Here is a 23,519-nt window from a genome sequence, read left to right as displayed (position 1 = left end):
AAGTCTAGACAGGTAGTACTCCTCTGGACGCTAGAGCGGCTACCAGTAGAACGTCAAGCATCTGCACCGGTTGATCACTGGTTACAGCCGAGCGGGACTGGTGTGGACGCGCGCCGAGGTGACGGCCTATGCTGCGGAGGCCTACCGGTATAGACAGCGGGCCTGTCGCTATGGACAGCGGAGGCCTACCGGTACAGACCAAGGGAGGAAAGCCGTGGCTCGGCGGCCCATGCCGCGACATGAAGCGGTCGAACGGCACATCCGCGGCCGGATCGCGGGGCTGAAGCCCGGGGATCAGATCGAGTCCGACGCGGAACTGTGCGACTTGTTCCAAGTCAGCCGGATGACCGTCCGGCAGGCGACCCAGCGTCTGGTCGCCGAGGGGGCGATCTACCGGATCTCCGGAGTCGGCACCTTCGTGGGGGAACCGCAGGTCCACCGCCAGATGGGCAAACTCCGCTCCTTCACCGAGGAGATGGCCCTGCGCGGCATGACCGTGTCATCTACCGTCCTGGCGAGTGAACTGCGCGTGGGCAGCCAGGAGGAGACCACCGCGCTCAGACTCGCTCCTCAGTCCAACATCGTTCATGTACGGCGGCTGCGGCTGGCCGACGAGCAGCCGATGGCGATCGAGAACGTCGTGCTGCCACCGTCCTGTGCCTGGCTGTTGCGCGAGGACCTGGCCCATGGCTCGCTGCACCAGGCCCTCACCGAGCAGGGTTTCGCCCCCTCCCGGGCCACCGGAACGCAGATAGCGGCCATCGCCACCGAGGACGACGCCGCCCTTCTGGAACTGCCCGTCGGGGCGGCCATCTTCGTCGAGCGCCGACTGATCACGACCGGCGACGGCACACCCGTCGAACTCACCGAATCCCGCTATGCGGGTTCCCGCTTCGTGTTCCACATCGAACTGGCCTAGGGGCTTCCGAACTGGCCTGGCCGGTCGGTCCCGGCCACGGGTCGTGACTGCCGGTACCAGTACCACGGCTCCGACTGCCGGTCGTCGCGCCCGGCTCCTCCGGCCGAGCCGGGGTGGGCCCCCGACATCGGTCGGAGGGTCGGCATCCTGAAGGAGAACAGCATGCCCGTCGTCGAAACGGTCCTGGGCCCTGTCACCGCTGACGAACTCGGCGCGGTGGATGCCCACGAGCACGTCTTCCTGCGTACTCCGGTCAACCCGGGCGACGAGTTCCTCGACCCCGGCAAGGCGGCGGCCGAGCTCCTGCGGGTGGCGGCGAGCGGCATCCGTACCGTCGTGGACCTGACCCCGGTCGGTCTCGGACGGCGCCCCGTCCAGCTCGCCGAGGTCTCCCGCACAAGCGCCGTCCATGTCGTGGCCGCGACCGGCTTCCACCGCAGCGCGCACTACCCGGCCGCTCACTGGGCCCGCCACGCCGACGACGCCACGCTTCTCGACGTACTCCTGGACGACCTCAGGACCGGCATGGACAGCCACGACTGGGACTTTCCGCGCCCCGTCCCCAGCCGCCACAAGGCGGGCGTCATCAAACTCGGGGCTTCGTACCACCGTATCGACCGCCACGAGGAACGCTGGTTCGCCGCGGGAGCGACGGCGGCCCGGCAGACAGGCGTGGCCGTGGCGGTCCACACCGAGGTCGGGACCGCCGCACACGCCGCCCTGGACCTCCTGGACAAGCACGGCCTGCCGGCCGCGCGGGTTCTGCTCGCCCACACCGACCGCAACCCCGATCCGGAACTGCACCTCGACCTGATCGCCCGCGGCGCCCACCTCGTCTACGACACGATCGGGCGGATCAAGTACCGGCCGGACTCCGTCGTCCTCGACCTGATCGAGCGCATGGCCGAGGCCGGCAAGCTGGATCACGTCTGCCTGGGGACCGACGTCGGACGCAAGTCCTCGCTCACCGCGTACGGCGGCGGGCCGGGAATGGACGTCCTCGGCCGGGAGTTCGTCCCGCGGCTGCGCCGGCGCCTGGGCGACGAGGCGGTCGAGACCGTTTTGCGGTACGCCCCTCAGGCACTCCTGGGCAAAGAGACCCCCGCCGTGTGAGAGCAGCGACGAGCCGCGGCCGCGCCGTCGGCCCGCCCCAAGGTGGGGCGGGCTCCTCATGGAAGTAAGCAGGTGTACGTCAAGGTGCCCGGAGGTCGACCAGTTCGGCCAGCGCCTCCCGGTGGCCGCCCGCCGTTCCGTACGCGATCGAGTCGGCCTTGGCCCGCTTCAGGTAGAGGTGCACGGGGTGCTCCCACGTCATGCCGATGCCGCCGTGCAACTGCACTGCCTCCTCGGCGGCGTGGACCGCGACGGGTGCCGCGTAGGCCTGGGCGACGGCCACCGCCACGTCCGCGTCCGTACTCCCGGTGGCCAGCGTGTCGGCGGCATTGCGGGCCGCGGCACGCGTGTTGACGACCTCCAGCCACAGCTGGGCGAGCCGGTGCTTGAGGGCCTGGAAGCCGCCGACGGGCCGGTTGAACTGCTTGCGGTCCTTCAGGTGGCGGACCGTCTCGGTCAAGCACCAGTCGGCGAGGCCGAGTTGCTCGGAGGCGAGCAGTCCGGCGCCAGCCCGCAGGCCACGTCGCACGGCGGGTTCGGCATCCCCCAGCAGGCGGCCGGCCGCACCCTCCAGCAGCACCGTCGCCACCGGCCGGGTCAGGTCCAGGGACACCTGCGGGCTGACGGTCACGGCGTCGGCGTCCACCGCGTACAGGCCGCCGTCGTCCGCGGGCACCAGCAGTACGTCGGCGACGGCCGCGTCCGCGATGCCGGTCAACTCGCCGTGCAGGGCGCCATTCTCATGTCGTACGAGCTGGTAGGCGGCGCCGGGACCGACGTGCAGCGCGACGGCGAGGGCGCCGATCCGCCGCCCGGACGCCAACTCGCCGAGAAGGTCGTCGGCCGTGGGGATGGCGAGCAGGGCCTCAGTGGCGACGACCGCGCTCGTCAGATAGGGCACGGGAGCGACTGCGCGTCCCAACTCCTCCATTACCACGGCGACTTCGCGGTGCGTGGCGCCCTGGCCGCCGGACGACTCGGGGACGAGGAGGCCCACAAGGCCCATGCCGTCGGCGAGGGCCTTCCACAGCTCGGGGTCGTACGGCGTCTCGGACTCCACGCGGGCGAGCACGCCCGCCGCGTCACAGTGGTCGGCGAGGAGATCGCGTACGGCCGCGCGCAGCGCCTCTTCCTCCTCCGAGTACAGCAGATCAGTCATCGCGCGAGGTCCTTCCAGGCGACGTCCTTGTCGGTGCGCGGCTCGGCGGGCAGGCCCAGTACGCGCTCGGCGACGATGTTCAGCAGGACCTCGCTGGTCCCGCCCTCAATGCTGTTGCCCTTGGAGCGGAGGTAGCGGTATCCGGCCTCGCGCCCGGTGAAGTCGACGAGCTCGGGGCGCCGCATCGTCCAGTCGTCGTACAACAGGCCTTCCTCGCCGAGTAGTTCGACCTCCAGGCCGCTGATCTCCTGGTTGAGGCGGGCGAACGCGAGCTTCAGCCCGGAGCCCTCGGGGCCGGGCTGGCCCGCGACGAGCTGCTGGCGCAGCCGTTCGCCGGTGAGACGGGCGACCTCGGCCTCCACCCACAGGGTGAGGAGTCGCTGATGGAGGTCGTGGGTGCGCAGTTCGGGCCGCTCGCGCCAGGTCTTCGAGACCGGGCCGATCATGCCGCCCTCGCGCGGGATGCGCATACCGCCGATGGACACCCGCTCGTTCATCAGCGTCGTCTGCGCGACGCGCCAGCCGTCGCCGATCTCCCCGAGCCGGTGGCTGTCGGGAATGCGCACGTCGGTGAGGAACACCTCGTTGAACTCGGCCTCGCCCGTGATCTGACGCAGCGGACGCACCTCGACACCGGGGTCGGTCATGTCGCAGATGAAGTACGTGATCCCGCGGTGCTTGGGCACGTCCGGGTCCGTACGGGCGATGAGGATGGCCCAGCGGGCGAGATGGGCGCTGGACGTCCACACCTTCTGCCCGTTGACGACCCAGCTGTCGCCCTCTCGTACGGCCCGCGTGCCCAGCGCGGCCAGGTCGGAGCCGGCGCCCGGCTCGCTGAACAGCTGGCACCAGACCTCCTCGCCCACCCAAAGGGGCCTGAGGAAGCGGCGCTTCTGCTCCTGCGTACCGAAGCCGAGGATCGTCGGCGCCGCCATGCCGAGGCCGATGCCGATGCGCCGCGGGTCGTTGTCGGGGGCGCCCGCGGACTCCAACTCGGCGTCCACGACGGCCTGAAGGGAGCGCGGCGCGCCAATTCCCCCGAGGCCCTCCGGGTAGTGCACCCAGGCGAGTCCGGCGTCGAAGCGGGCCTTGAGGAAGTCGAGTCGGTCGGTGGTGGCGGGAGGGTGAGCAGTCAGCAACTCCTGCGTCCGATCCCGCAGTTCGGCGGCGTCGGTCATGCCGCTCCTCCTTCGGAGAGACCGGGGATGACGGCGACACGCCCGGTGGTGACCCCGTCGGCGACACGCTGCACGGCGGCAGCCGCACCGCCCAGCGCCACGCGCTCACTGACCAGCGGCTTGATCGCGCCACGGGCGGCCAGTTCGGTGAGCTGCTCGTGGCAGCGCAGGACGAGCTTCGGGTTCTTGGTGTTGTAGAGGCCCCAATGCAGGCCCATGATCGAGTAGTTCTTCACCAGGGCGTGGTTCAGGGCCGGACTGGGAATGGACCCGCTCGCGAAGCCCACGACCACGATCCGCCCCTCGAAGGCGACGACCTTGGCGGACTGCGCGTACGCCTCACCGCCGACCGGGTCGTAGATCACGTCCGCGCCCCGGCCGCGAGTCGCCTCCTTCACGGCGCCGACGACGTCCTCGGCACGCCGGTCGATGACGACGTCGCACCCCAACTCCCGTGCCACGTCCGCCTTGTCGGACCCGCCCACGACCCCGATGACCGTGGCGCCCGCAGCCTTGCCGAGCTGCACGGCCGCGCTGCCGACCCCTCCTGCGGCAGCGTGGACGAGCAGCGTCTCGCCGGCCTCCAGACCCGCCCTGCGGTGCAGACCGAACCATCCCGTCTGGTAGCCGATGTGCAGCGCCGCGGCCTCGGCGTCGTCGAGCGCCTCGGGGGCGGGCAGTACGGCCGCGGCGTCCGCGATCGCGTACTCGGCGAAGCCGCCGTACGGCAGCGCGGGATTGCCGATGACCCGCCGTCCGTCCTCGGTCTCGCCGCAGAGTTCCACGCCGGGCGTGAACGGCAGCGGCGGCCTGATCTGGTACTGCCCGCGGCACAGCAGGGCGTCCGGGAAGTTGATGTTCGCGGCACGCACCTTGAGCAGGACCTGGCCCTCGCCGGGCACCGGCCGCTCCACCTCGTCGAGCCGCATCACCTCGCTCGGCTCGCCGTTCTGGTGCACTTGCCATGCCTGCATGCGGGGCCTCCACGGAGCGGTGTCTGTCCCGGTCGCCTCCGGGGCGCGCTTGCTCGTCTGGTGCGCCTGACCGGGCTCCAGCGCATACTAAGCGGTCGCTTGCCCTCCTGTGAACCACCGGCGTCAGCCGTCTTCGCCACCCTGCTTGGGCCGCGCCCGTACGTGCATCCGCTCCCCCTGCGGCCCGAAGATGCTGAGGAACTCCACCGGCCCGTCCCCCGTCGACCCGAACCAGTGGGGCACGCGTGTGTCGAACTCGGCGGCCTCCCCCGGCCCGAGCACGACGTCATGGTCGCCGAGTACGAGCCGCAGCCGCCCCGAGAGCACGTACATCCACTCGTATCCCTCGTGCACACGCGGGTCCGGCTCTACGGACCGGGCGGGTTCCAGCACCTTGTAGGCCAGGAGTCCGCCGGGCTGCCGGGTGAGCGGCCAGTGGGTCCGGCCACCCCGGACGATGGGCTTGGACCGGACGCGCGGGTCGCCCACCGGGGGTGCGCCGACCAGCTCGTCGAGGGGCACCTGGTGGGCGCGGGCGATGGGCAGCAGCAGTTCCAGGCTGGGTTTGCGAAGACCGGACTCCAGCCGGGAGAGGGTGCTCACGGAGATGCCGGTGGCTTCGGAAAGACCCGCCAGGGTCGCGCCCCGCTCCTTCCTGATCCGTCGCAGCCGGGGACCTACCCCCGCCAGGACTTCGTCGGTGTCCCGCTCATTGAGGTCCGCCTCGTGCTCACTCATGAATCCATTGCAGTTTCGGCAAAGATGTTTGTCAATACGGCAGCGATTCGGCGACCTTGTCCATGGAGGTGGTCACCATGACCGATCGTTACGAAGTGGTCGTCGTCGGAGGCGGCGCGGCCGGGCTGTCCGCCGCGCTCGTACTGGGGCGCGCGCGGCGCCACGTGCTCCTCGTCGACGCGGGCGAGCCGCGCAACGCGCCTGCCGCGCACATGCAGGGCTATCTGTCGCGGGACGGGATGTCACCCGCCGAGTTCCTCGCCGAGGGGCGGCGGGAGATACAGCGGTACGGGGTCGGGCTGGTCCAGGACCGCGCGGTCGACGTCGCGCGGGACGACGCCGGGGAGTTCGACGTGACGCTGGCGTCCGGGCGTTCGGTGCACGCGCGCCGGCTGGTCGTCGCGACCGGGCTCGCGGACGAAATGCCTTCGGTGCCCGGGGTCACGGAGCGGTTCGGGCGGGATGTGCTGCACTGTCCGTACTGCCACGGCTGGGAGGTCCGAGACCAGGCGTTCGGGGTGCTCGCGACGTCCGTCATGAGCGTGCACCAGGCGCTGATGATCACGCAGTGGTCCAAGGATGTGTCCTTGTTCCTGCATACGGTCGCCGAGTCCGAACTCTCGGACGAGGACCTGCGCCACCTGGCCGCGGCAGGGGTGAACGTGGTTCCCGGCGAGGTGGCGGAACTCGCCGTCTCCGGCGACCGGCTCACCGGGGTGCGGCTTGTAGACGGGTCCGAGCACGAGCGCTCCGTGGTGTTCGTGTCGCCGCGGGCCGTTCCTCGTACGGGGCTGCTGGAACGGCTCGGTGCCGACCTGAAGGAGACTCCGTTCGGCGTGTACGCCGCCGTGGACGAGACGGGGCGAACGAGCGTGCCGGGGGTGTGGGCTGCGGGTAATGCGGTGGGGTTCTCGGAGCAGGCGATCAATGCGGCTGCATTGGGGTATCGGGCGGGTGCCATGATCAATGGGGACTTGCTGTTCGCGGACATCGTGAGTGCCTCCGGCGGTTGAGCGGGTGCCTCCGGCGGTTCAGCAGGATCGCCTACCAGGCGGGTGGGTTCGGTTCGTGGGCGGCTGCGGGCCCGTTGTGGCTGGTCGCGCAGTTCCCCGCGCCCCTGACGGGGCCGCTCCCGGAACCGCCAGCCACAACGCACCGCACTCTCCGACCCGCCCACGGCCCCGACCCACCGACCGCCCAGGGGCGCGGAGCTGTATCAATGTGCGGCTCCGCCGAGTGGGCGCGACCAGCCACACACAACCCACACCCGAGACCCAACCTGTAGGACCATGGCTGCATGCTGTTCGCCCGGCTCGCCCGTGTGTCGCAGGAGGTCGCCGCCACCTCGGCCCGCTCCCGGAAGATCGGCCTGCTGGCCGAGCTGTTCCGGGACGCCGAGGCCGAGGAGGCGCCGATCGTGATCCCCTACCTGGCGGGACGCCTCCCGCAGGGGCGGATCGGCATCGGCTGGAAGGTGCTCAGCCGCCCCGTCACCCCGGCAGGAGAGCCCACGCTCGGCGTCCGGGACGTGGACGCCCGCCTGACCACGCTCGCCGGCATCTCCGGCACCGGCTCGCAGGCCGAACGCCTGCGGCTGGTCGGCGAGTTGATGGCGGCGGCCACCGCGGACGAGCAGCGATTCCTGTTCGGGCTGCTCAGCGGGGAGGTACGACAGGGCGCCCTCGACGCCGTAGCCGTCGAGGGGCTCGCCGAGGCGACCGGGACGCCCTCCGCGGACGTACGGCGCGCGGTGATGCTGGCCGGTTCGCTGCAGACCGTGGCACAGCGCCTGCTGGCGGACGGTCCGAAGGCCCTCGCCGAGTTCCGGCTCACCGTCGGCCGACCGGTCCTGCCCATGCTGGCGCACAGCGCCTCGTCCGTGGCCGAGGCGATCGACAAGCTCGGCACCTGCGCGGTCGAGGAGAAGCTGGACGGCATCCGCGTCCAGGTCCACCGCGACGGCGACGACATACGCCTCTACACGCGCACCCTGGACGACATCACCGATCGCCTGCCCGAACTAACTTCCGCAGCAAGGGAGTTGAAGGGCGAGCGATTCATCCTGGATGGTGAGGTCATCGCGTTCGACGAGGGCGGACGCCCGAAGTCCTTCCAGGACATCGCCGGACGGGTGGGCTCCCGTGTGGACGTCGGCACGGCGGCCAGGGCCCTGCCCGTCTCCCCCGTCTTCTTCGACGCACTGTCCGTGAACGGCCACGACCTTCTCGACCTGCCGTTCGCCGACCGCCACGCGGAGCTGGCCCGGCTGGTGCCCGAACCGATGCGGGTGCGGCGCACGCTGGTGACGGATCCGGCGGACGGCGAGACACGCGAGGCCGCGGAACAGTTCCTCGCGGACACGCTGGAGCGCGGCCACGAGGGCGTCGTACTGAAGGGCCTCGACGCCCCCTACAGCGCGGGGCGGCGTGGTGCCTCCTGGCTCAAGGTCAAACCCGTACACACGCTGGACCTGGTGGTGCTGGCCGCCGAGTGGGGGCACGGGCGGCGTACCGGCAAGCTGTCCAACCTGCATCTGGGGGCGCGGAATCCGGACGGCTCGTTCGCCATGCTGGGCAAGACGTTCAAGGGCATGACGGACGCGATGCTGGACTGGCAGACCGAGCGGCTGCGCGAGCTCGCCGTCAAGGACACCGGGCATGTGGTGACCGTCCGTCCCGGACTCGTCGTCGAGATCGCCTACGACGGTCTGCAGAAATCCACCCGCTACCCGGCCGGCGTCACGCTTCGCTTCGCCCGCGTCGTCCGCTACCGCGTGGACAAAACCCCGGCGGAGGCCGACACCGTCGCGACGCTGCTCGCCGCGCACCCAAAGGTGCCCCGGTGAAAGCCCCTCGCCGCAGCGCGGGCCTGCTGCTGTTCCACCACACCGGCGATGGCCTGGAGGTACTGCTCGGCCACATGGGTGGCCCGTTCTGGGAACGCCGCGACGCCGGCGCATGGACCGTACCGAAGGGTGAGTACGAGCCCGACGAGCCGGCCTGGGACGCGGCCCGCCGGGAGTTCCGCGAGGAGCTGGGCCTGGAGCCACCCGCCGGCGAGGCCGTGCCGCTCGGCGAGGTACGGCAGGCGAACGCCAAGATCGTCACCGCGTGGGCGATCGAGGCCGACCTCGACCCGGCGACGGTGGTCCCGGGGACTTTCGAGATGGAGTGGCCGAGGGGCTCGGGCCGGCTCCAGGAGTTTCCCGAACTGAGCCGAGTGGAGTGGCTCGGGCTCGACCGGGCGAGATCCGTGATCGTCAAGGCCCAGGCAGAATTCCTGGACCGCCTCGAAGAGCGAGTAGTCGGCTAGAACGCCTGCACCTGGGTACGCGGATCCGACAAGGTGCCCCGAAGGGGCGCGGGGCCGTGACATATGCGGCTCCGCCGCACGGGCGCTACCAGCCACAACCGACCCGCAGACCTGGGCGGCGCTCGCAACAGCAACGCTCCCGGAACAGGTGCCCCCGAGCGGAGCGGCCCCGCGGAGCGCCCGCGTATCAGGAGGTCAGCCATGCCCATCGCAACGGTGAACCCGGCGAACGGCGAAACGCTCAAAACCTACGACGCCCTGGGCGCCGAGGAGACCGAGCGCAGGCTCGCGACCGCCGACGCCGCGTTCCACACGTATCGCACCACCTCGTTCGCCGAGCGCGCACGGCTGATGCGCCGGGCCGCCGACCTGCTGGAAGAGGATGCGCAGGACACCGCCCGAGTGATGACCACGGAGATGGGCAAGCCGATCAAGCAGGCCCGCGCGGAGGTCGCGAAGTGCGCGAAAGCGATGCGCTGGTACGCCGACCACGCCGAGGAACTGCTCGCCGACGAGGAGGCCCCTGAGTCCGAGGCGCGCGACTCCGGCGCCTCCCGGGTGCTCGTGCGCTACCGGCCGCTCGGCCCGGTGCTCGCAGTGATGCCCTGGAACTTCCCGCTGTGGCAGGTGATCCGGTTCGCCGCGCCCGCGCTGATGGCCGGCAACGTGGGGCTGCTGAAGCACGCCTCGAACGTGCCGCAGACCGCCCTCTACCTCGAAGATCTGTTCCACCGGGCGGGCTTCCCGGAAGGCTGCTTCCAGACGTTGCTCATCGGCTCCGGCGAGGTCGAGGGCATCCTGCGTGACGAGCGGGTCAAGGCTGCGACGCTCACCGGCAGCGAACCTGCGGGCCGCGCGGTCGCCTCTGTCGCCGGCGACGAGGTCAAGAAGACGGTGCTGGAGCTGGGCGGCAGCGATCCGTACGTGGTGATGCCGTCGGCCGACCTCGACCGGGCGGCGAAGACCGCGGTGACGGCCCGAGTGCAGAACACCGGGCAGTCCTGCATCGCCGCCAAGCGGTTCATCGTGCACACGGACGTGTTCGACGCCTTCGCCGAGCGCTTCACGGCGGGCATGGAGGCGCTGAACGTCGGCGATCCGCTGGACGAGGACACGGACGTCGGCCCGCTCTCCAGCGAGCAGGGCCGCGACGGCCTGGTGGAACTGGTGGACGAGGCGGTGGAGAGCGGCGCGACGGTCCTGTGCGGCGGCGAACGGCCCGACCGGCCCGGCTGGTACTACCCGCCGACCGTCCTCGCCGACGTCACCCCCGCCATGCGCATCCACCGCGAGGAGACCTTCGGCCCGGTCGCCACGCTCTATCGTGCCGTCGGCCTCGACGAGGCGGTGGCGATCGCCAACGACTCGCCGTTCGGGCTGAGTTCCAACGTCTGGACCCGCGACGAGGCCGACATCGACCGCTTTGTACGCGATCTGGAAGCGGGCGGTGTCTACGTCAACGGGATGACGGCGTCCCACCCGGCGTTCCCGTTCGGCGGGGTCAAGCGGTCCGGCTACGGGCGCGAGCTGTCGGGCCAGGGAATCCGCGAGTTCTGCAACATCACCACCGTATGGCACGGAGCGTGAGCGTTCCGCAGTTACGATCGCCTGTGTGAACCGCGAAGTGACCCTCCCTCTGATCGTCGACGACCGCGGCACTTTGCAGGTGGCGGCCGCCGATGTCAGCAAGCTGCTGCGCACGGTCGGCGGCCGGTGGCTGCATCTGGTGGAGGCCGGTCAGGAGGGTCTCGACGAGGACACGGTGGCGACCCTCACGATCGAACTCGCCAAGCTGGCCGACCGTATCGACGTGGCCTGCATCGCCCACAGCAGCGGGACGTCGTCCGACTAGGACTCACTCGTCGCTAGGACTCGCCCCGGTCCAGCTCCCACAGCGTGTGCCAGAACATCTCCTCGTAGCGCTGCAGCAGGCGTCCGTAGCGATGGACCGCCTCCTCGCTGATCAACTCCGCGTCCAGCCCTGCCTGTACGGCGGCCACCGCCTTCTGCTCCAGGTCGGGCGCGGGTTCGGCGAACAGGTCGAAGAACCCGCAGGCCGCGTCGTCGAAGCCGTACTGGCGGCGCAGCGCCTCGGCAATGGTGGCGCAATAGCCGCCCCACGCCGAGAAGTTGGCGCTCAGCGCGAGCACCACGTCGGCCGGTGCACCGTTCAGGGCGAGCCAGGCGACGTACGCGGGATACGCCTGGGCCCCCGCCAGCGGCTCGTACGCCGCTGCCCGCGCCTCATCGGCTCCGCAGGCGGCGAGCAGCGGTCCGAGCCGGTCATGGGCCAGCGCCTCACCCTCCGCAAGCATGGTGAAGAAGGCGGAGCACTCGGGCTCGACGGCCGACCGTTCCGCCAGGTGCAGGAACGCCCGGCGGTCCGCGGCGATCACATAGCGCTGTTCCAGGGCGAGAGTGGCGAGGGTGTCACGCCGTGCCGCGCCCCGGCCGATCAGGGGCAACAGCCGGTTGGCCTGCGGGTCGGGGGCGAGCTTTCCGGTGGTGGTCTCCAGCAGTTCCCTGGCTGTCCGCGTCATCGCCGCACTCCTTCGGCTCGACTGCGCTGCCTTTCCCGTACCCCCAGGCTCTCACGGCCCCGCCGACCGCTCAGGTGCCGTCAGCGGATCGGCATACCCGCGAGGGTGCGGGCAATCACCAGACGCTGGATCTCGCTTGTGCCCTCAAAGATCGTGTAGATGGCGGCATCACGATGCATCCGCTCGACCGGGTACTCGCGTGTGTAGCCGTTGCCGCCGAGGATCTGGATCGCCTCCGCCGTCACCTTCTTCGCTGTCTCACTCGCGAACAGCTTCGACATGGAACCCTCAGCCGCGGTGAACGGCCTCCCGTTGACCGCCATCCAGGAGGCACGCCACACCAGCAGCCGGGCCGCATCGATCGACGTACGCATATCAGCGAGCTGGAAGGCGACACCCTGGTTGTCGATGATCGGGCGGCCGAACTGCTCGCGCGTCTTGGCGTAGTCGAGGGCGACCTCGTACGCGGCCCGGGCCGTGCCCACGGCCATGGCGCCCACCGCCGGGCGCGAGGCCTCGAACGTCGCCATAGCGGCGTTCTTCACGCGCTCACCCCCTGCCTTCGCCCTCTCACGGGCACGCGCCAGGCGCTCGTCCAGCTTCTCCTTGCCGCCGAGCAGGCAGGAGCCGGGGACGCGGACGTCCTCCAGGACCACCTCGGCGGTGTGCGAGGCACGGATGCCGTGCTTCTTGAACTTCTGGCCCTGGGACAGGCCGGGCGTGTTCGGCGGGATGATGAAGGACGCGTGGCCCTTGGAGCCGAGCTCCGCGTCGACGACGGCGACCACGACGTGGACGTTGGCGATGCCGCCATTCGTCGCCCACGTCTTCGTGCCGTTGAGGACCCACTCGTCCTTGGCCTGGTCGTAGACGGCGCGGGTGCGCATGGAGGCCACGTCGGAGCCGGCGTCGGGCTCGGAGGAACAGAAGGCCGCGACCTTGACGTCGCCCGCGTCGCCGTACATCTGGGGGATCCAGGTGCCGATCTGCTCCTCGGTGCCGTTGGCCAGGACGCCCACGGCGGCGAGGCCGGTGCCGACGATGGAGAGGGCGATGCCCGCGTCACCCCAGAACAGCTCCTCCATGGCCATGGGGATGCCGAGGCCGGTGGGGTCGAAGTACTGCTGGGCGTAGAAGTCCAGGGAGTAGATGCCGACTTTCGCGGCCTCCTGGATGACCGGCCAGGGAGTCTCTTCGCGTTCGTCCCATTCGGCTGCCGCGGGACGGATCACGTCGGCGGCGAAGCCGTGGAGCCAGTCCTGGACCTCCTTCTGTTCGTCGTTGAGCTCCATGGTGAACTCGGCCATGTCCCCTCCAGCTACAGCACTCACGTGTTACTTGCGGTAACAGTAGCCTGTTACCCGTCAGTAGGAAAAGTCAACTCCCGGTTCCCCTCCGGCAGCCCGTTCGATGCAGAATCCCAGCAGGGTGTTACGTTGCGCAGGCGTCACCGAACCAGTACGGGTGGGGAGAGCTCATGGACACCACACAGCGGACCGAGCAGCAGCGGTCCGCCGACCGCCGCCGGCGCGAGCTGCTGGAGGCCGCCGACCGGGTGGTGCTCCGCGACGGCCCCGGCGCCTCGATGAACGCCATCGCCGCCGAGGCCGGTATCACCAAGCCCATTCTGTACCGGCACTTCGGTGACAAGGGGGGACTGTACGCGGCTCTCGCCAAGCGCCACACGGACGCCCTGCTCGAAGCGCTGCGGGCCGCGCTGGACGCACCGGCCGAGCGCCGCGAGCGGGTCGAGGCCACGCTCGACACCTACCTCGCGGCCATCGAAGCACGTCCGCAGGTGTACCGCTTCCTGATGCATCCATCGGAGGGCGGCCCACAGAGCGACCAGGGCTTCGACGTCGGCCTGCACTCCGCTCCCCTGCTGCGCCGTATGGGTGAGGAACTCGGCAAAGTCATCGAGGAACGGGTCGACCTCGGCCCCGGCAGCGAACAGCTCGCCCGAGTCTGGGGCCACGGCATCGTCGGCATGATGCACGCGGCGGGCGACTGGTGGCTGGGCGAACGCCCGTGCTCACGCGCGGAGTTGGTACGTAGTCTGGCGGACCTGCTGTGGGGACGTCTGGCAGCGGCGGGCGACAAGGTGGGCGGCCCCAGCTTCTGACTCCGGTGAGCCGAAGCGCCCCGTGAGGGGCGCGGGGCTGTATCAATGTGCGGCTCCGCCGCGGTGGGGGTGCCCCCGCTCATGGGGGTCCCCCGCTCGAGCGAAGCCGAGAGTGGGGGAGAAGCCGAGAGTGGGGGAGCGACCAGCCACACCCAACTGGCAGACCTCATCCGAGACCGCACCCCGACGCCGCTCACCGGCTCCAAGAAGCCCGCGCGGCGGCCCGCAGAACCCGCCGCCTTCGCCACCCCTTGACGCGGTCGGTGTAGACACCCCCGTCAAGGTGATCGCACTCGTGCTGAAGGCACCGGGCGAAGAACCCGGTGCCATGAACCCGCACCAACTCACCGTCCAGCGTGCGACCTTCGACGATCGCGTGGTCGTACCGCTCCGTCCCCGCCTCAAGCCCCGGCAACGACAGACACCCCTCGGGCCCGCGCAGCAGTAGCCCGTCCGCCTCGACCAGACGCGGGTTCACCAAGTGACCCACATGCCGCCGCTCTTCGTCATCAGGGCAGTCGTACACAAAGACCCGCAACGACTGACCGACCTGGTTCGCAGCGAGCCCAACCCCCTGAGCCGCGTACATCGTCGCGAACATGTCCTCGACCAGACGCGCCAGTTGAGGGCCGAAGTCGGTGACTTCCTCGCACGGTGTGTGCAACACGGGGTCGCCAAGGAGGGACAGCGTGAGAACGCGCCCCTGGGCGCCCGGGATCGAGCCGTGTCGCATGGCCGCAAGGGTACGGTCCTCAATGTCGCGCGGGCACCGGGGTGGTGCCGCGAATCGGGCCGGTCGTGGATCTCGATAGGCTGAGGGCCACACGTTGCCGGGAGCAGGGCAGGGCGCGGCGTCGTACGCAAGGAGGATCGAGAACTGATGGCAGGCAACTCGGACCCGCTGTCGCCGCGGGCCAAGCTGGCCGTGACGGCGGGCAAGGCGGTCGCGGCGGCGTCGCGGGCCGCGGGCCGCGGCAGCGGATCGGTGATCGGCGGCCGGGTGGCGCTCAAACTCGACCCCGACCTGCTGGCCGCGCTCGCCCAGCACCTGGACGTCATTCTGGTGTCGGCCACCAACGGCAAGACCACCACGACGCGGCTGATCGCCGAGGCGCTGCGCGCCGCGGGTCCCGTCGTCTCGAACGCACTGGGCGCCAACATGCCCGCCGGTATCACCTCCGCTCTCGCCGGCGGCTCGGACGCGCGGTACGCGGTCATCGAAGTCGACGAGAAGTACCTCTCCGGCGTCGCCCGTGACACCGACCCGAAAGCCATCGCGCTCCTCAACCTCTCCCGTGACCAGCTCGACCGCGCCGCCGAGACCCGCATGCTCGCCGAGCACTGGCGTGAGGGCCTGGCCGGGTCGAAGTCCGTCGTGATCGCCAACGCGGACGACCCGCTGGTCGTATGGGCCGCCTCCTCCTCGCCGAACGTCGTATGGGTGGCCGCCGGGCAGATGTGGAAGGACGACGCCTGGTCCTGCCCGTCCTGCGGCGGTGTGATGCAGCGGCCGGGCGACGACTGGTTCTGCAGCGAGTGCGGTTTCCGCCGTCCGACGCCCAGCTGGGCGCTGTCCGGCGACCACGTACTGGACCCGCACGGTTCCGCCTGGCCGATCCACCTCCAGCTGCCGGGCCGCGCCAACAAGGCCAACGCCGCCTCGTCGGCCGCCGTCGCCGCCGTCTTCGGCGTGCCGCCGCAGGTCGCCCTGGAACGCATGTACCAGGTCCAGGCGGTGGCCGGACGGTACGACGTCGTGCAGTTCATGCAGCGGGATCTGCGGCTGCTGCTCGCCAAGAACCCCGCGGGCTGGCTGGAGACCTTCTCACTGATCGACCCACCGCCGACGCCGGTCATCCTGTCCGTGAACGCGCGCGGGGCCGACGGCACCGACACCTCCTGGCTGTGGGACGTCGACTACACGCGGCTGAGCGGGCACCCGATCTTTGTCATCGGCGACCGGAAGCTGGACCTCGCGGTGCGTCTGGAGGTCGCGAACCAGACCTTCCAGGTCTGCGAGAACCTCGACCAGGCCGTGCAGACCGCACCACCGGGGCGGATCGAGGTCATCGCGAACTACACCGCGTTCCAGGACCTGCGCCGCCGTGTCGGCAACTGACCACAGAGGACGATCATCGATGAGTGACAACAGCCTGCGCCTGGTGTGGATCTACCCGGACCTGCTGAGCACGTACGGCGACCAGGGCAACGCCCTCGTGGTGGAGCGCCGCGCCCGGCAGCGCGGCCTGGACGTGGCCCGGCTCGACGTACGCAGCGACCAGCCGATCCCCACCTCCGGCGACATCTACCTGATCGGCGGCGGCGAGGACCGGCCGCAGCGGCTCGCGGCCGAGCGGTTGCGCCGTGACGGGGGTCTGCACCGCGCGGTCGGCAACGGCGCGATCGTCTTCTCCGTGTGCGCCGGCTACCAGATCCTCGGCCACGAGTTCATCAACGACCTCGGTCAGCGCGAACCGGGCCTCGGCCTGCTCGACGTGGTCTCCACGCGCGGCGAGGGCGAGCGCTGTGTCGGGGACGTACTCGGGGACATCGACCCGCCCCTCGGCCTGCCGCAGCTCACAGGCTTCGAGAACCACCAGGGCATCACCCACCTCGGCCCCACCGCGCGCCCGTTCGCCCAGGTCCGCCTCGGCAAGGGCAACGGCACAGGAGACGGCACGGAAGGCGCGTACAACGACACGGTCTTCGGGACGTACATGCACGGGCCGGTTCTTGCCCGCAACCCGCTGATCGCGGACCTGCTGCTCAAGCTCGCGCTGGACGTCAACGCGCTGCCGCCCATCGACGACCGGTGGTACGAGGCGCTGCGCGCCGAGCGCATCGCGGCCGCGCAGCAGCCTGCCTGAGACACGCTGATACGCAGAGACACAGCTCACAGCTCGCCCGGGACAGCCCTGGACATTGGGCACAGCCCTTCTGGCGGCCCGCCCGCTCACCTGTGCGGGGGCGTCCAGCAGGCGGACGCACGATGCGGAACCGCCCCCTGCCGCCGGTAGGCTGGCCGCGTCCAACCGGACAGCGCGGTCCGGTACCCGGCCCACGTTGAGAAGGTATTTCGGGCTATGCGCATTGGTGTCCTCACGTCCGGCGGCGACTGCCCCGGCCTGAACGCCGTCATCCGGTCCGTCGTGCACCGCGCCGTCGTCGACCACGGCGACGAGGTCATCGGCTTCCGGGACGGCTGGAAAGGCCTTCTGGAGTGCGACTACCTCAAGCTCGACCTCGACGCGGTGAGCGGAATCCTGGCTCGCGGCGGCACCATCCTCGGCTCCTCCCGCGTACGTCCCGAGCAGCTCAGGGACGGCGTGGAACGGGCCAAGGGGTATGTCGAGGAACTCGGGCTCGACGCGATCATCCCGATCGGCGGGGAGGGCACGCTCAAGGCGGCGCGCCTCCTGTCGGACGGCGGCCTGCCGATCGTCGGCGTGCCGAAGACAATCGACAATGACATCGCGGTGACCGACGTCACCTTCGGCTTCGACACGGCCGTGGGCGTGGCGACCGAAGCCCTCGACCGCCTCAAGACCACCGCCGAGTCCCATCAGCGCGTGCTGATCGTGGAGGTCATGGGCCGCCACACCGGCTGGATCGCGCTGCACTCGGGCATGGCGGCCGGCGCGCACGCGATCGTCGTGCCGGAACGCCCCTTCGACGTCGAGGAGTTGGCGGCCAAGGTCGGCGAGCGCTTCTCGGCGGGCAAGAAATTCGCCATCGTGGTGGCCGCGGAGGGCGCGAAGCCTCGCGAGGGCACGATGGAGTTCGACGAGGGCGGCAAGGACATCTACGGGCACGAGCGGTTCGCGGGCATCGCCCGCCAGCTCTCGCTCGAGCTGGAGCACCGGCTCGGCAAGGAGGCCCGTCCGGTGATCCTCGGGCACGTCCAGCGTGGCGGCACCCCGACCGCGTACGACCGCGTCCTCGCGACCCGTTTCGGGTGGCACGCGGTGGAGGCCGTGCATCGTGGCGAGTTCGGCAGGATGACGGCGCTGCGCGGTACCGAGATCGAAATGGTGTCGCTCGCGGAGGCGGTCGAGACGCTGAAGACGGTTCCGGATGAGCGGTACGCGGAAGCGGAGTGCGTGCTCTAGCCGGGGCAGCGCCGTAGGACTTTCGGTCACTTCCCGGCCGCGGGTTGTGTGTGGCTGGTCGCTCCCCCACTCTCGGCTTCGCTGGAGCGGGGGGACCCCCATGAGCGGGGGCACCCCCATCGCGGCGGAGCCGCATATCGACGCAGCCCCGCGCCCTGAAGGGGCGCCCCCGGTCACCGCCGGCTCCGGAGGCGGTTCTAGTCTGGGTGCGGACAGACGGCGCACAACCAGTACGAATCAGGAGCCGGCGGATGGATCACAGCGGGCACGGCATGGTCATGGATCTGCCGCCGTTCACGCTGGGGCGAGGGCTCGCGTGGTCCGCGGACCCCTTCTTCCTCGTCGCCTGCCTGGTGGGGCTCGCCCTGTACGGGTGGGGCGTCGTGCGGCTGGTGCGGCGCGGTGACAAGTGGCCGGTCGGGCGGACCGTGGCGTTCGTCGCCGGCGTACTGACCGTCCTGCTCGTGATGTGCACCGGGCTCAATGACTACGGCATGGTCATGTTCAGCGTGCACATGGTGCAGCACATGGTGATCAGCATGCTGTCGCCGATCCTGATCCTGCTCGGCGCGCCGATCACGCTGGCGCTGCGTGCCTTGCCGGTGGCCGCCCGCCGGGGCCGCAAGGGGCCGCGTGAGTTGCTGCTGGCGCTGCTGCACAGCCGGTTCATGCGGCTGATCTCGCACCCCGCGTTCACGATCCCGCTGTTCATCGCGAGCCTGTACGCGCTGTACTTCACTCCCCTCTTCGACTTCCTGATGGGTTCGAAGACGGGCCACACCGTGATGATGTGTCACTTCCTCGCCGTCGGCCTCGCCTTCTTCTGGCCGATCATGGGCGTGGATCCCGGTCCGCACCGGCCCGGCTATCTGATGCGGATGCTGGAGCTGTTCGCGGGCATGCCGTTCCACGCGTTCTTCGGCATCGCGCTGATGATGGCGTCCGGGCCGATGGTCGAGACATACAAGAACCCTCCCGCGTCGCTGGGTATCGACGCGCTCTCGGACCAGAACGCGGCGGGCGGCATCGCCTGGGCGTTCAGCGAGATCCCGTCCGTACTCGTGCTGCTCGCGCTGCTCTTCCAGTGGTACCGCTCCGAACAGCGGCAGGCCCGGCGCAAGGACAGGGCCGCGGACCGCGACGGAGACAAGGAGCTGGAGGCGTACAACGCCTATCTGGCCTCGTTGAACGCGCGCACCCGCTGAGAACCAATTCGCCGAAGATCGCCCGCAAAGGCACCGCCCACGGTTCCGGCCTGGGGAAGGAAGTCGTCGAGATTCGTCCATCGCTGGTCCTTTCTTGGGCGCCGCGCAGCTGGGTCGAGGGCCAGGAGCACAGGGGGAAGTGGTGGTGCGCCCGATAATCTCGGTGGTTTTGTCATCGGCCACCGGTGCGTTTCGCACCTATCTCGATCGTTGCGGCGAGCTCGCGTCCGATGAAGCCGACGGCCCGGCTCACGCCGAACGCGGTCCGGTCGACCACCGCGGTTGCGGTGAAGGCGCAGCCGTCCGCCGTCGTACGGCCGTGGACCAGCCGTAGCGTCACCGGCGCGGTCACGCCGTGCGTGGTGAGCAGGCCGCGTATCGTCCAGCCACTGCCGTCGGATTCCACGGACGTGCTGGCGAAGGTCATGGCCGGGTACGCCGCGACGTCGAGGAAGTGCTTGCCCGTGACGTCCTGGTCGCGGCGCTGGTTGCCGGTGGCGAAGCTGTCCGGGGCCATGGTCACACGGACCGACGAGTCGGCCGGGTCGTCGGCGAGGACGATGGTGCCGTCGCAGACGTCGAACGTGCCGCGGACCGTCACCAGGCCCCACAGCTTCTTCACGGCGAAGCGGACAGTCGTGCGGGACGGGTCGACCATGTACGTCCCGGCGGGGATCATCGGTCGCGTGGCAGTGCTGTCGAGGCTCATCGCAGGACTCCTTGGCGGTGTGCGGTGATCTGGTTGATCGCCGCCCGGTCGGGTCCGGGCAGCAGTGCCGGGTCCTCGCCCGGCAGCAGCTGGGTGGTGTCGACCGCTTTCCCGATGTCGGCCAGCGCCGGAAGCGATACGGCGATGGTGAGCACCACGTGGGCGCAGGTTTCGGGCTGCCAGAGCACGAGCACTCGGACGAGGCCGGGCGTCTGGCGGAGGACCGGGCCGAGCCGGTTGTGGAAGGCCCGCCGGGCGGCGGCGATCCGTGCCGGGCCCTGCGGCCCGTCGAAGTCGAGGAGCGCGGCGGCCCCGGGCTCGTCGGCCGCGGCAGGGCCGGGTATGTCCTCTTCGACCTGGTAGACCTCGTCGCGGACGACGGTGGCGCCGAGTACCCCGGCGGCCGCGGCGGCGCGGGCGCCGGCCTGTGTCGGCCACAGCGACACGACGGTGGTGCGGCTGCGCCCGACCTCTTCGAGCACGTATCCGTCAGCGACGCCGTCGAGGCCGGGGTGGCTCGTTCTGCGGTTCATGGTGTGGATGCAGGCGAACATGGGGTAATCGTTGGCCGGGCAACCACTGCGGGCCTCAGTGCTACTACGTAGAACCGGTACGTAGCCCGGCCCGGGCCGCCCAAGCCGCCACCTGCGTGCGGTTGGTCAGTCCCAGCTTGCTCAGCAGGTTGCGTACGTGCGTCTCGACGGTCCGCTCGGAAAGCACCAGTTTGTCGGCGATCGCGCGGTTGGCCAGGCCTTCGGCGACCAGCGCCGCGATCTCCCGTTCCCTCGCGGTGAGCGACGCGATGCCGCCCCGTACCCCGGACAGCTCGTCGGCCAGCGCGGACGCCTGCGTTGCGATCGGCGGCACGCCCAGTCGGCGGGCGCCGCTCACGGCCTTCTCCGCAAGCGTCAGCGCGCGGTCGCGATCGCCGGCCCGGCCGCGGTCACCGAGCACGCGCGCGTGGTCGAGGCGCGCGAGCGCCAGCGCCGGCAAGGCGCCGATCCGCTCCTCCATGGCCGTCGCCTCGGCCAAGTGGCGATCGGCCCGGTCGAGGTCGCCCAGCGCCGCTGCGAGTACACCCAGCGTCCGGGCCACCGAGCCATAAATGGCTGTACTCCCGTTGAGGTAGTAGCCGGCGTGCGGCGCCAGCAGGTCGTAGCACCGCTCGGCGACGGGCAGGTCACCCAGCCGCCCAGCGGCTTCTCCGCACAAGCCCACCACGGGCATCCACATCAGGTCCTGGGGCAGGTCGGCGAGGTGCGGCCGGAGCCGGTCGAGCCACGCCGCGGCCTTCTCGCGTTCACCGATCCGCGCCATGAACAGACCGACCGACGAGGCGACGATCGGGCGCTCGCCGACGACGTACGTGGCGAGCCAGTCGACCGCCGCGCGGGAGCCGGGCACCTCGCCGACCCACGGCACGAGGGAGGTGACGAAGGCCCAGTACATGTCGTCGCCGCTCGGATCCTGCAGCCGGCCGGCCACGTCGCGCGCCTCGCCGGCCAGCCGCATGGCCCGCCCGAACCGGCCGGTGACGGCCGCGCGTGCCGCGCTGGCCCGCAGCAGATGCCACCGCGCCAGCAGGCCGCCGCGTCGTTCGGCGAGCCGGGAAAGGGCCGCCAGCTCGTCGTCGACCACGGCCAGCGTGCCGAGCTGATGGGCGGCGTCGATGCGCCACAGGTGCCCCCACATCGCCGTGTCGACGCGCCCGACGGCGCCGGCCAGCGAGATCATGCGGGATCCCAGCGCCAGCCGTTCCGCGACGCTGTCCGGTGCGCCGGCCACCTGGTGGCGGGCGTGCACCGCACCGACCAGCGCGGCCGGGTCGCCGCTGCGCTCGGCCATCGCCATCGCCCGCCGACTGATCTCGTCGGCCGCGTCCAGCCGCCCGGCCTGGGACAGGATGAACGCGTGCTGGGCGAGGACCTCGGCGTGCCGCGCGCTGTCCTCGTCGCCGAGCAGCCCACGTGCCCGCTCACACAACGCGGCGATCTCCTCGCTGATGCTGAACCCGCGGACGGCGACCGCCGCGGCGGCAGCGAGGTCGGCTCGGTCGAGTTCCTCGGCCAGGTCGGCGACGCGCGCGCAGTCCTCGAGTGCGGAGGCGAACCGCCCGTCGGCGAACTCGGCGTCGACGCGGGCCAGCAACAACTCGGCCCGGCGCGCCGGCCGGCCGTCGAGCAGGTCGAGGGCCTGCGTGTACCAGTCTCGGGCGGACGCCAGGTCGAGGCCGCGCGCCGCCGCGGCCGCCGCGGCGGCGCAGGCGTCCGATGCGGTACGGCGTTCCGCCGCGTCCACGGCCGCGCGGACACGATGCCGGGCCAGCTCCCCCAGCCGGCGTTCGCCGGCTCCGCCCGCCCCTCCCGCCTCCAACACGTCGGCGATCCGCCGGTGCCACTCCAGCCGCTCCGTACGCGGAAGCTCCGCATAGGTCGCCCGGCAGATCAGGTCATGTGAGAAGCGAAGGGCCGCCGGCGACAGCGGATCGTCGACCAGCACCCCGGCGGCGACCGCCTCAGCCAGCAGCGCGTCGGCGTTGGGCACCAGCGCACCGACGAGAGCGGCGTCGATCTCCTCGCCGGCCACCGCGCAGGCCCCGACCAAGGTCCGGCACTGCGGCGTCAACTGGCGCATCCGCTGCACGACCAGCCGGCGCAGCTCGCCAGGAAGCTCCAGTTCGCCGGCCGGCCGGGCAAGCCGGCCGTCGTGCCCGAGCAGGCGGGCCAACTCACGCACGAACAGCGGGTTGCCGCCGGTGAGCCGGTGCACGTGAGCCGGCCAGGAGCAGTGCGCCTCACTACCGAGGTAGTCGGCGACATCGTCGACGCCGAACGCTTCCACCGGCACGACACGCACGGACGGCTGCACGGCCAGCCCGGCCAGTGCCGAGACCGGCGGCCCGCCGGCCGAGTCACGCACCGTGCCCAGCACGAGCAGGCGCGCACCGGCGAGATCAGCAGCCAGGCGCCGCAGCAGCGTCAGCGAAGACTCGTCGGCCCACTGGAGATCCTCCAGCACGACGAACAGCCCAGCCGGCTCGGCCGCCCGACGCAAAGCCGTGACGGTCTCCTCCACCGCGCGGAACCGGGCGGCCGCCGACTCGCCGGGACTGCACCCGGGCTCCAGCCGCAGGTCCAGCAGGCCCGGCGCCAACCCGGTCATCCCGTCACGACCGGCCTGGTCGAGCACCCGCAGCCACGGCCAGAACGCCGGAACGCCCTCGTCCTCGACGGCGCGCCCGGCCACCACCGGCATGCCGGCGCCCTCCGCCCGGCGGGCCGCGGCCTCGGCGACGGTGCTCTTACCGATCCCAGCCTCACCGACGACCAGCGCAACGGCGCCGTCGCCCGAAAGCGCCCCGGCGCGCAGCATGTCCAGCGTCGCAAGCTGCGTCCCGCGGCCTACCAGACGAACCGTCATACCGCGTATTGTCCGCCAACC

Annotated in this window: 22 protein-coding genes; 12 read left to right on the top strand and 10 right to left on the bottom strand. The window is 70.8% G+C overall.

The window, feature by feature from the left end; genetic code table 11:
- The first annotated feature begins 214 nt into the window (after positions 1 to 214).
- Positions 215 to 919 (top strand): GntR family transcriptional regulator, encoded by a 705-nt coding sequence (locus ACFYO0_RS00960; RefSeq protein ID WP_388668531.1) that lies wholly within the window; start codon positions 215 to 217, stop codon positions 917 to 919.
- Between the two features lie 162 nt (positions 920 to 1,081).
- On the top strand, positions 1,082 to 2,032 hold the full coding sequence (locus ACFYO0_RS00955; protein WP_388668528.1) for a phosphotriesterase: 951 nt from the start codon (positions 1,082 to 1,084) through the stop codon (positions 2,030 to 2,032).
- A 79-nt stretch (positions 2,033 to 2,111) separates the two neighbouring features.
- On the opposite strand, the gene ACFYO0_RS00950 is transcribed toward ACFYO0_RS00955, so the two are convergent.
- The 4 genes from ACFYO0_RS00950 to ACFYO0_RS00935 all read right to left on the bottom strand — a co-directional run bounded on the left by ACFYO0_RS00950 (position 2,112) and on the right by ACFYO0_RS00935 (position 6,081).
- Complete coding sequence (locus ACFYO0_RS00950; RefSeq protein ID WP_388668525.1) at positions 2,112 to 3,191, bottom strand: acyl-CoA dehydrogenase family protein; 1,080 nt, start codon at positions 3,189 to 3,191, stop codon at positions 2,112 to 2,114.
- On the bottom strand, positions 3,188 to 4,369 hold the full coding sequence (locus tag ACFYO0_RS00945) for an acyl-CoA dehydrogenase family protein (protein WP_388668522.1): 1,182 nt from the start codon (positions 4,367 to 4,369) through the stop codon (positions 3,188 to 3,190). The genes ACFYO0_RS00950 and ACFYO0_RS00945 overlap by 4 nt, the downstream gene beginning before the upstream one ends.
- Positions 4,366 to 5,343, bottom strand: coding sequence for an NADPH:quinone oxidoreductase family protein (locus ACFYO0_RS00940; protein ID WP_388668518.1), 978 nt, complete (start codon positions 5,341 to 5,343; stop codon positions 4,366 to 4,368). The genes ACFYO0_RS00945 and ACFYO0_RS00940 overlap by 4 nt, the downstream gene beginning before the upstream one ends.
- 123 nt (positions 5,344 to 5,466) lie before the next feature.
- Complete coding sequence (locus ACFYO0_RS00935) at positions 5,467 to 6,081, bottom strand: helix-turn-helix domain-containing protein (protein WP_388668515.1); 615 nt, start codon at positions 6,079 to 6,081, stop codon at positions 5,467 to 5,469.
- Between the two features lie 77 nt (positions 6,082 to 6,158).
- Between ACFYO0_RS00935 and ACFYO0_RS00930 the strand changes: the two genes are divergently transcribed.
- The 5 genes from ACFYO0_RS00930 (at position 6,159) to ACFYO0_RS00910 (ending at position 11,245) form a co-directional block, all read left to right on the top strand.
- Positions 6,159 to 7,094 carry an NAD(P)/FAD-dependent oxidoreductase gene (locus ACFYO0_RS00930; RefSeq protein ID WP_388668512.1) on the top strand — a complete coding sequence of 312 codons (936 nt, stop codon included), beginning with the start codon at positions 6,159 to 6,161 and terminating at the stop codon, positions 7,092 to 7,094.
- 284 nt (positions 7,095 to 7,378) lie between these two features.
- Positions 7,379 to 8,926: an ATP-dependent DNA ligase gene (locus tag ACFYO0_RS00925; RefSeq protein ID WP_388668509.1), complete on the top strand. Its 1,548-nt coding sequence runs from the start codon at positions 7,379 to 7,381 to the stop codon at positions 8,924 to 8,926.
- The gene (locus ACFYO0_RS00920; RefSeq protein WP_388668506.1) at positions 8,923 to 9,393 is read left to right on the top strand and encodes an NUDIX domain-containing protein; all 471 of its coding nucleotides are present in this window, start codon (positions 8,923 to 8,925) and stop codon (positions 9,391 to 9,393) included. The genes ACFYO0_RS00925 and ACFYO0_RS00920 overlap by 4 nt, the downstream gene beginning before the upstream one ends.
- Positions 9,394 to 9,594: 201 nt before the next feature.
- Entirely contained in the window at positions 9,595 to 10,980 is a 1,386-nt protein-coding gene (locus ACFYO0_RS00915; RefSeq protein WP_388668502.1) for an NADP-dependent succinic semialdehyde dehydrogenase, read from the top strand.
- Positions 10,981 to 11,005: 25 nt separating this feature from the next.
- Positions 11,006 to 11,245: a DUF6213 family protein gene (locus tag ACFYO0_RS00910; RefSeq protein WP_033325019.1), complete on the top strand. Its 240-nt coding sequence runs from the start codon at positions 11,006 to 11,008 to the stop codon at positions 11,243 to 11,245.
- 13 nt (positions 11,246 to 11,258) lie between these two features.
- On the opposite strand, the gene ACFYO0_RS00905 is transcribed toward ACFYO0_RS00910, so the two are convergent.
- Both ACFYO0_RS00905 and ACFYO0_RS00900 read right to left on the bottom strand, forming a co-directional pair.
- Positions 11,259 to 11,933, bottom strand: coding sequence for a transcriptional regulator (locus tag ACFYO0_RS00905; RefSeq protein ID WP_388668498.1), 675 nt, complete (start codon positions 11,931 to 11,933; stop codon positions 11,259 to 11,261).
- A gap of 80 nt (positions 11,934 to 12,013) precedes the next feature.
- Positions 12,014 to 13,240, bottom strand: coding sequence for an acyl-CoA dehydrogenase family protein (locus ACFYO0_RS00900; protein ID WP_388668495.1), 1,227 nt, complete (start codon positions 13,238 to 13,240; stop codon positions 12,014 to 12,016).
- A 170-nt stretch (positions 13,241 to 13,410) separates the two neighbouring features.
- On the opposite strand from ACFYO0_RS00900, the gene ACFYO0_RS00895 reads away from it, so the two are divergent.
- Complete coding sequence (locus ACFYO0_RS00895; protein ID WP_388668492.1) at positions 13,411 to 14,055, top strand: TetR family transcriptional regulator; 645 nt, start codon at positions 13,411 to 13,413, stop codon at positions 14,053 to 14,055.
- A 193-nt stretch (positions 14,056 to 14,248) separates the two neighbouring features.
- Here the strand turns inward: ACFYO0_RS00895 and def are convergent, their stop codons facing one another.
- Positions 14,249 to 14,788 carry a peptide deformylase gene (gene def / locus ACFYO0_RS00890; protein WP_388668489.1) on the bottom strand — a complete coding sequence of 180 codons (540 nt, stop codon included), beginning with the start codon at positions 14,786 to 14,788 and terminating at the stop codon, positions 14,249 to 14,251.
- Between the two features lie 147 nt (positions 14,789 to 14,935).
- Between def and ACFYO0_RS00885 the strand changes: the two genes are divergently transcribed.
- From ACFYO0_RS00885 to ACFYO0_RS00870, 4 genes are all read left to right on the top strand, one after another.
- Entirely contained in the window at positions 14,936 to 16,174 is a 1,239-nt protein-coding gene (locus ACFYO0_RS00885; RefSeq protein ID WP_388668486.1) for a MurT ligase domain-containing protein, read from the top strand.
- 19 nt (positions 16,175 to 16,193) lie between these two features.
- Positions 16,194 to 16,922, top strand: coding sequence for a glutamine amidotransferase (locus ACFYO0_RS00880; RefSeq protein ID WP_328773167.1), 729 nt, complete (start codon positions 16,194 to 16,196; stop codon positions 16,920 to 16,922).
- Positions 16,923 to 17,138: 216 nt separating this feature from the next.
- Entirely contained in the window at positions 17,139 to 18,164 is a 1,026-nt protein-coding gene (locus ACFYO0_RS00875) for a 6-phosphofructokinase (protein ID WP_388668482.1), read from the top strand.
- Positions 18,165 to 18,415: 251 nt separating this feature from the next.
- Positions 18,416 to 19,369, top strand: coding sequence for a cytochrome c oxidase assembly protein (locus ACFYO0_RS00870; RefSeq protein WP_388668479.1), 954 nt, complete (start codon positions 18,416 to 18,418; stop codon positions 19,367 to 19,369).
- Between the two features lie 172 nt (positions 19,370 to 19,541).
- On the opposite strand, the gene ACFYO0_RS00865 is transcribed toward ACFYO0_RS00870, so the two are convergent.
- Genes ACFYO0_RS00865 through ACFYO0_RS00855 form a run of 3 tightly spaced genes read right to left on the bottom strand, consistent with a single transcriptional unit; the run spans position 19,542 to position 23,498 of the window.
- Positions 19,542 to 20,078 (bottom strand): YceI family protein, encoded by a 537-nt coding sequence (locus ACFYO0_RS00865; RefSeq protein ID WP_388668476.1) that lies wholly within the window; start codon positions 20,076 to 20,078, stop codon positions 19,542 to 19,544.
- On the bottom strand, positions 20,075 to 20,632 hold the full coding sequence (locus ACFYO0_RS00860; RefSeq protein WP_388668473.1) for a hypothetical protein: 558 nt from the start codon (positions 20,630 to 20,632) through the stop codon (positions 20,075 to 20,077). Before ACFYO0_RS00860 ends, ACFYO0_RS00865 begins: the two co-directional genes overlap by 4 nt.
- Positions 20,633 to 20,675: 43 nt before the next feature.
- Complete coding sequence (locus ACFYO0_RS00855) at positions 20,676 to 23,498, bottom strand: ATP-binding protein (protein WP_388668470.1); 2,823 nt, start codon at positions 23,496 to 23,498, stop codon at positions 20,676 to 20,678.
- Positions 23,499 to 23,519 lie beyond the last annotated feature (21 nt).

Origin of the sequence: Streptomyces sp. NPDC006365 (assembly GCF_042870755.1) — a bacterium.
GTDB lineage: Bacteria > Actinomycetota > Actinomycetes > Streptomycetales > Streptomycetaceae > Streptomyces > Streptomyces xiangluensis.
The sequence above is the reverse complement of the archived record's forward strand: the minus strand, read 5'-3'. Positions and strand labels throughout refer to the sequence as shown.

Excerpts from the sequence above, each read along its gene's own strand:
- ACFYO0_RS00940 (WP_388668518.1), bottom strand. The coding sequence starts at position 5,343 with ATGCAGGCATGGCAAGTGCACCAGAACGGCGAGCCGAGCGAGGTGATG.
- ACFYO0_RS00895 (WP_388668492.1), top strand. The coding sequence starts at position 13,411 with ATGGACACCACACAGCGGACCGAGCAGCAGCGGTCCGCCGACCGCCGC.
- ACFYO0_RS00860 (WP_388668473.1), bottom strand. The coding sequence starts at position 20,632 with ATGTTCGCCTGCATCCACACCATGAACCGCAGAACGAGCCACCCCGGC.
- ACFYO0_RS00915 (WP_388668502.1), top strand. The coding sequence starts at position 9,595 with ATGCCCATCGCAACGGTGAACCCGGCGAACGGCGAAACGCTCAAAACC.
- ACFYO0_RS00900 (WP_388668495.1), bottom strand. The coding sequence starts at position 13,240 with ATGGCCGAGTTCACCATGGAGCTCAACGACGAACAGAAGGAGGTCCAG.
- ACFYO0_RS00865 (WP_388668476.1), bottom strand. The coding sequence starts at position 20,078 with ATGAGCCTCGACAGCACTGCCACGCGACCGATGATCCCCGCCGGGACG.
- ACFYO0_RS00855 (WP_388668470.1), bottom strand. The coding sequence starts at position 23,498 with ATGACGGTTCGTCTGGTAGGCCGCGGGACGCAGCTTGCGACGCTGGAC.
- ACFYO0_RS00945 (WP_388668522.1), bottom strand. The coding sequence starts at position 4,369 with ATGACCGACGCCGCCGAACTGCGGGATCGGACGCAGGAGTTGCTGACT.
- ACFYO0_RS00875 (WP_388668482.1), top strand. The coding sequence starts at position 17,139 with ATGCGCATTGGTGTCCTCACGTCCGGCGGCGACTGCCCCGGCCTGAAC.
- ACFYO0_RS00930 (WP_388668512.1), top strand. The coding sequence starts at position 6,159 with ATGACCGATCGTTACGAAGTGGTCGTCGTCGGAGGCGGCGCGGCCGGG.
- ACFYO0_RS00935 (WP_388668515.1), bottom strand. The coding sequence starts at position 6,081 with ATGAGTGAGCACGAGGCGGACCTCAATGAGCGGGACACCGACGAAGTC.
- def (WP_388668489.1), bottom strand. The coding sequence starts at position 14,788 with ATGCGACACGGCTCGATCCCGGGCGCCCAGGGGCGCGTTCTCACGCTG.
- ACFYO0_RS00870 (WP_388668479.1), top strand. The coding sequence starts at position 18,416 with ATGGATCACAGCGGGCACGGCATGGTCATGGATCTGCCGCCGTTCACG.
- ACFYO0_RS00880 (WP_328773167.1), top strand. The coding sequence starts at position 16,194 with ATGAGTGACAACAGCCTGCGCCTGGTGTGGATCTACCCGGACCTGCTG.
- ACFYO0_RS00885 (WP_388668486.1), top strand. The coding sequence starts at position 14,936 with ATGGCAGGCAACTCGGACCCGCTGTCGCCGCGGGCCAAGCTGGCCGTG.
- ACFYO0_RS00950 (WP_388668525.1), bottom strand. The coding sequence starts at position 3,191 with ATGACTGATCTGCTGTACTCGGAGGAGGAAGAGGCGCTGCGCGCGGCC.
- ACFYO0_RS00905 (WP_388668498.1), bottom strand. The coding sequence starts at position 11,933 with ATGACGCGGACAGCCAGGGAACTGCTGGAGACCACCACCGGAAAGCTC.
- ACFYO0_RS00925 (WP_388668509.1), top strand. The coding sequence starts at position 7,379 with ATGCTGTTCGCCCGGCTCGCCCGTGTGTCGCAGGAGGTCGCCGCCACC.
- ACFYO0_RS00955 (WP_388668528.1), top strand. The coding sequence starts at position 1,082 with ATGCCCGTCGTCGAAACGGTCCTGGGCCCTGTCACCGCTGACGAACTC.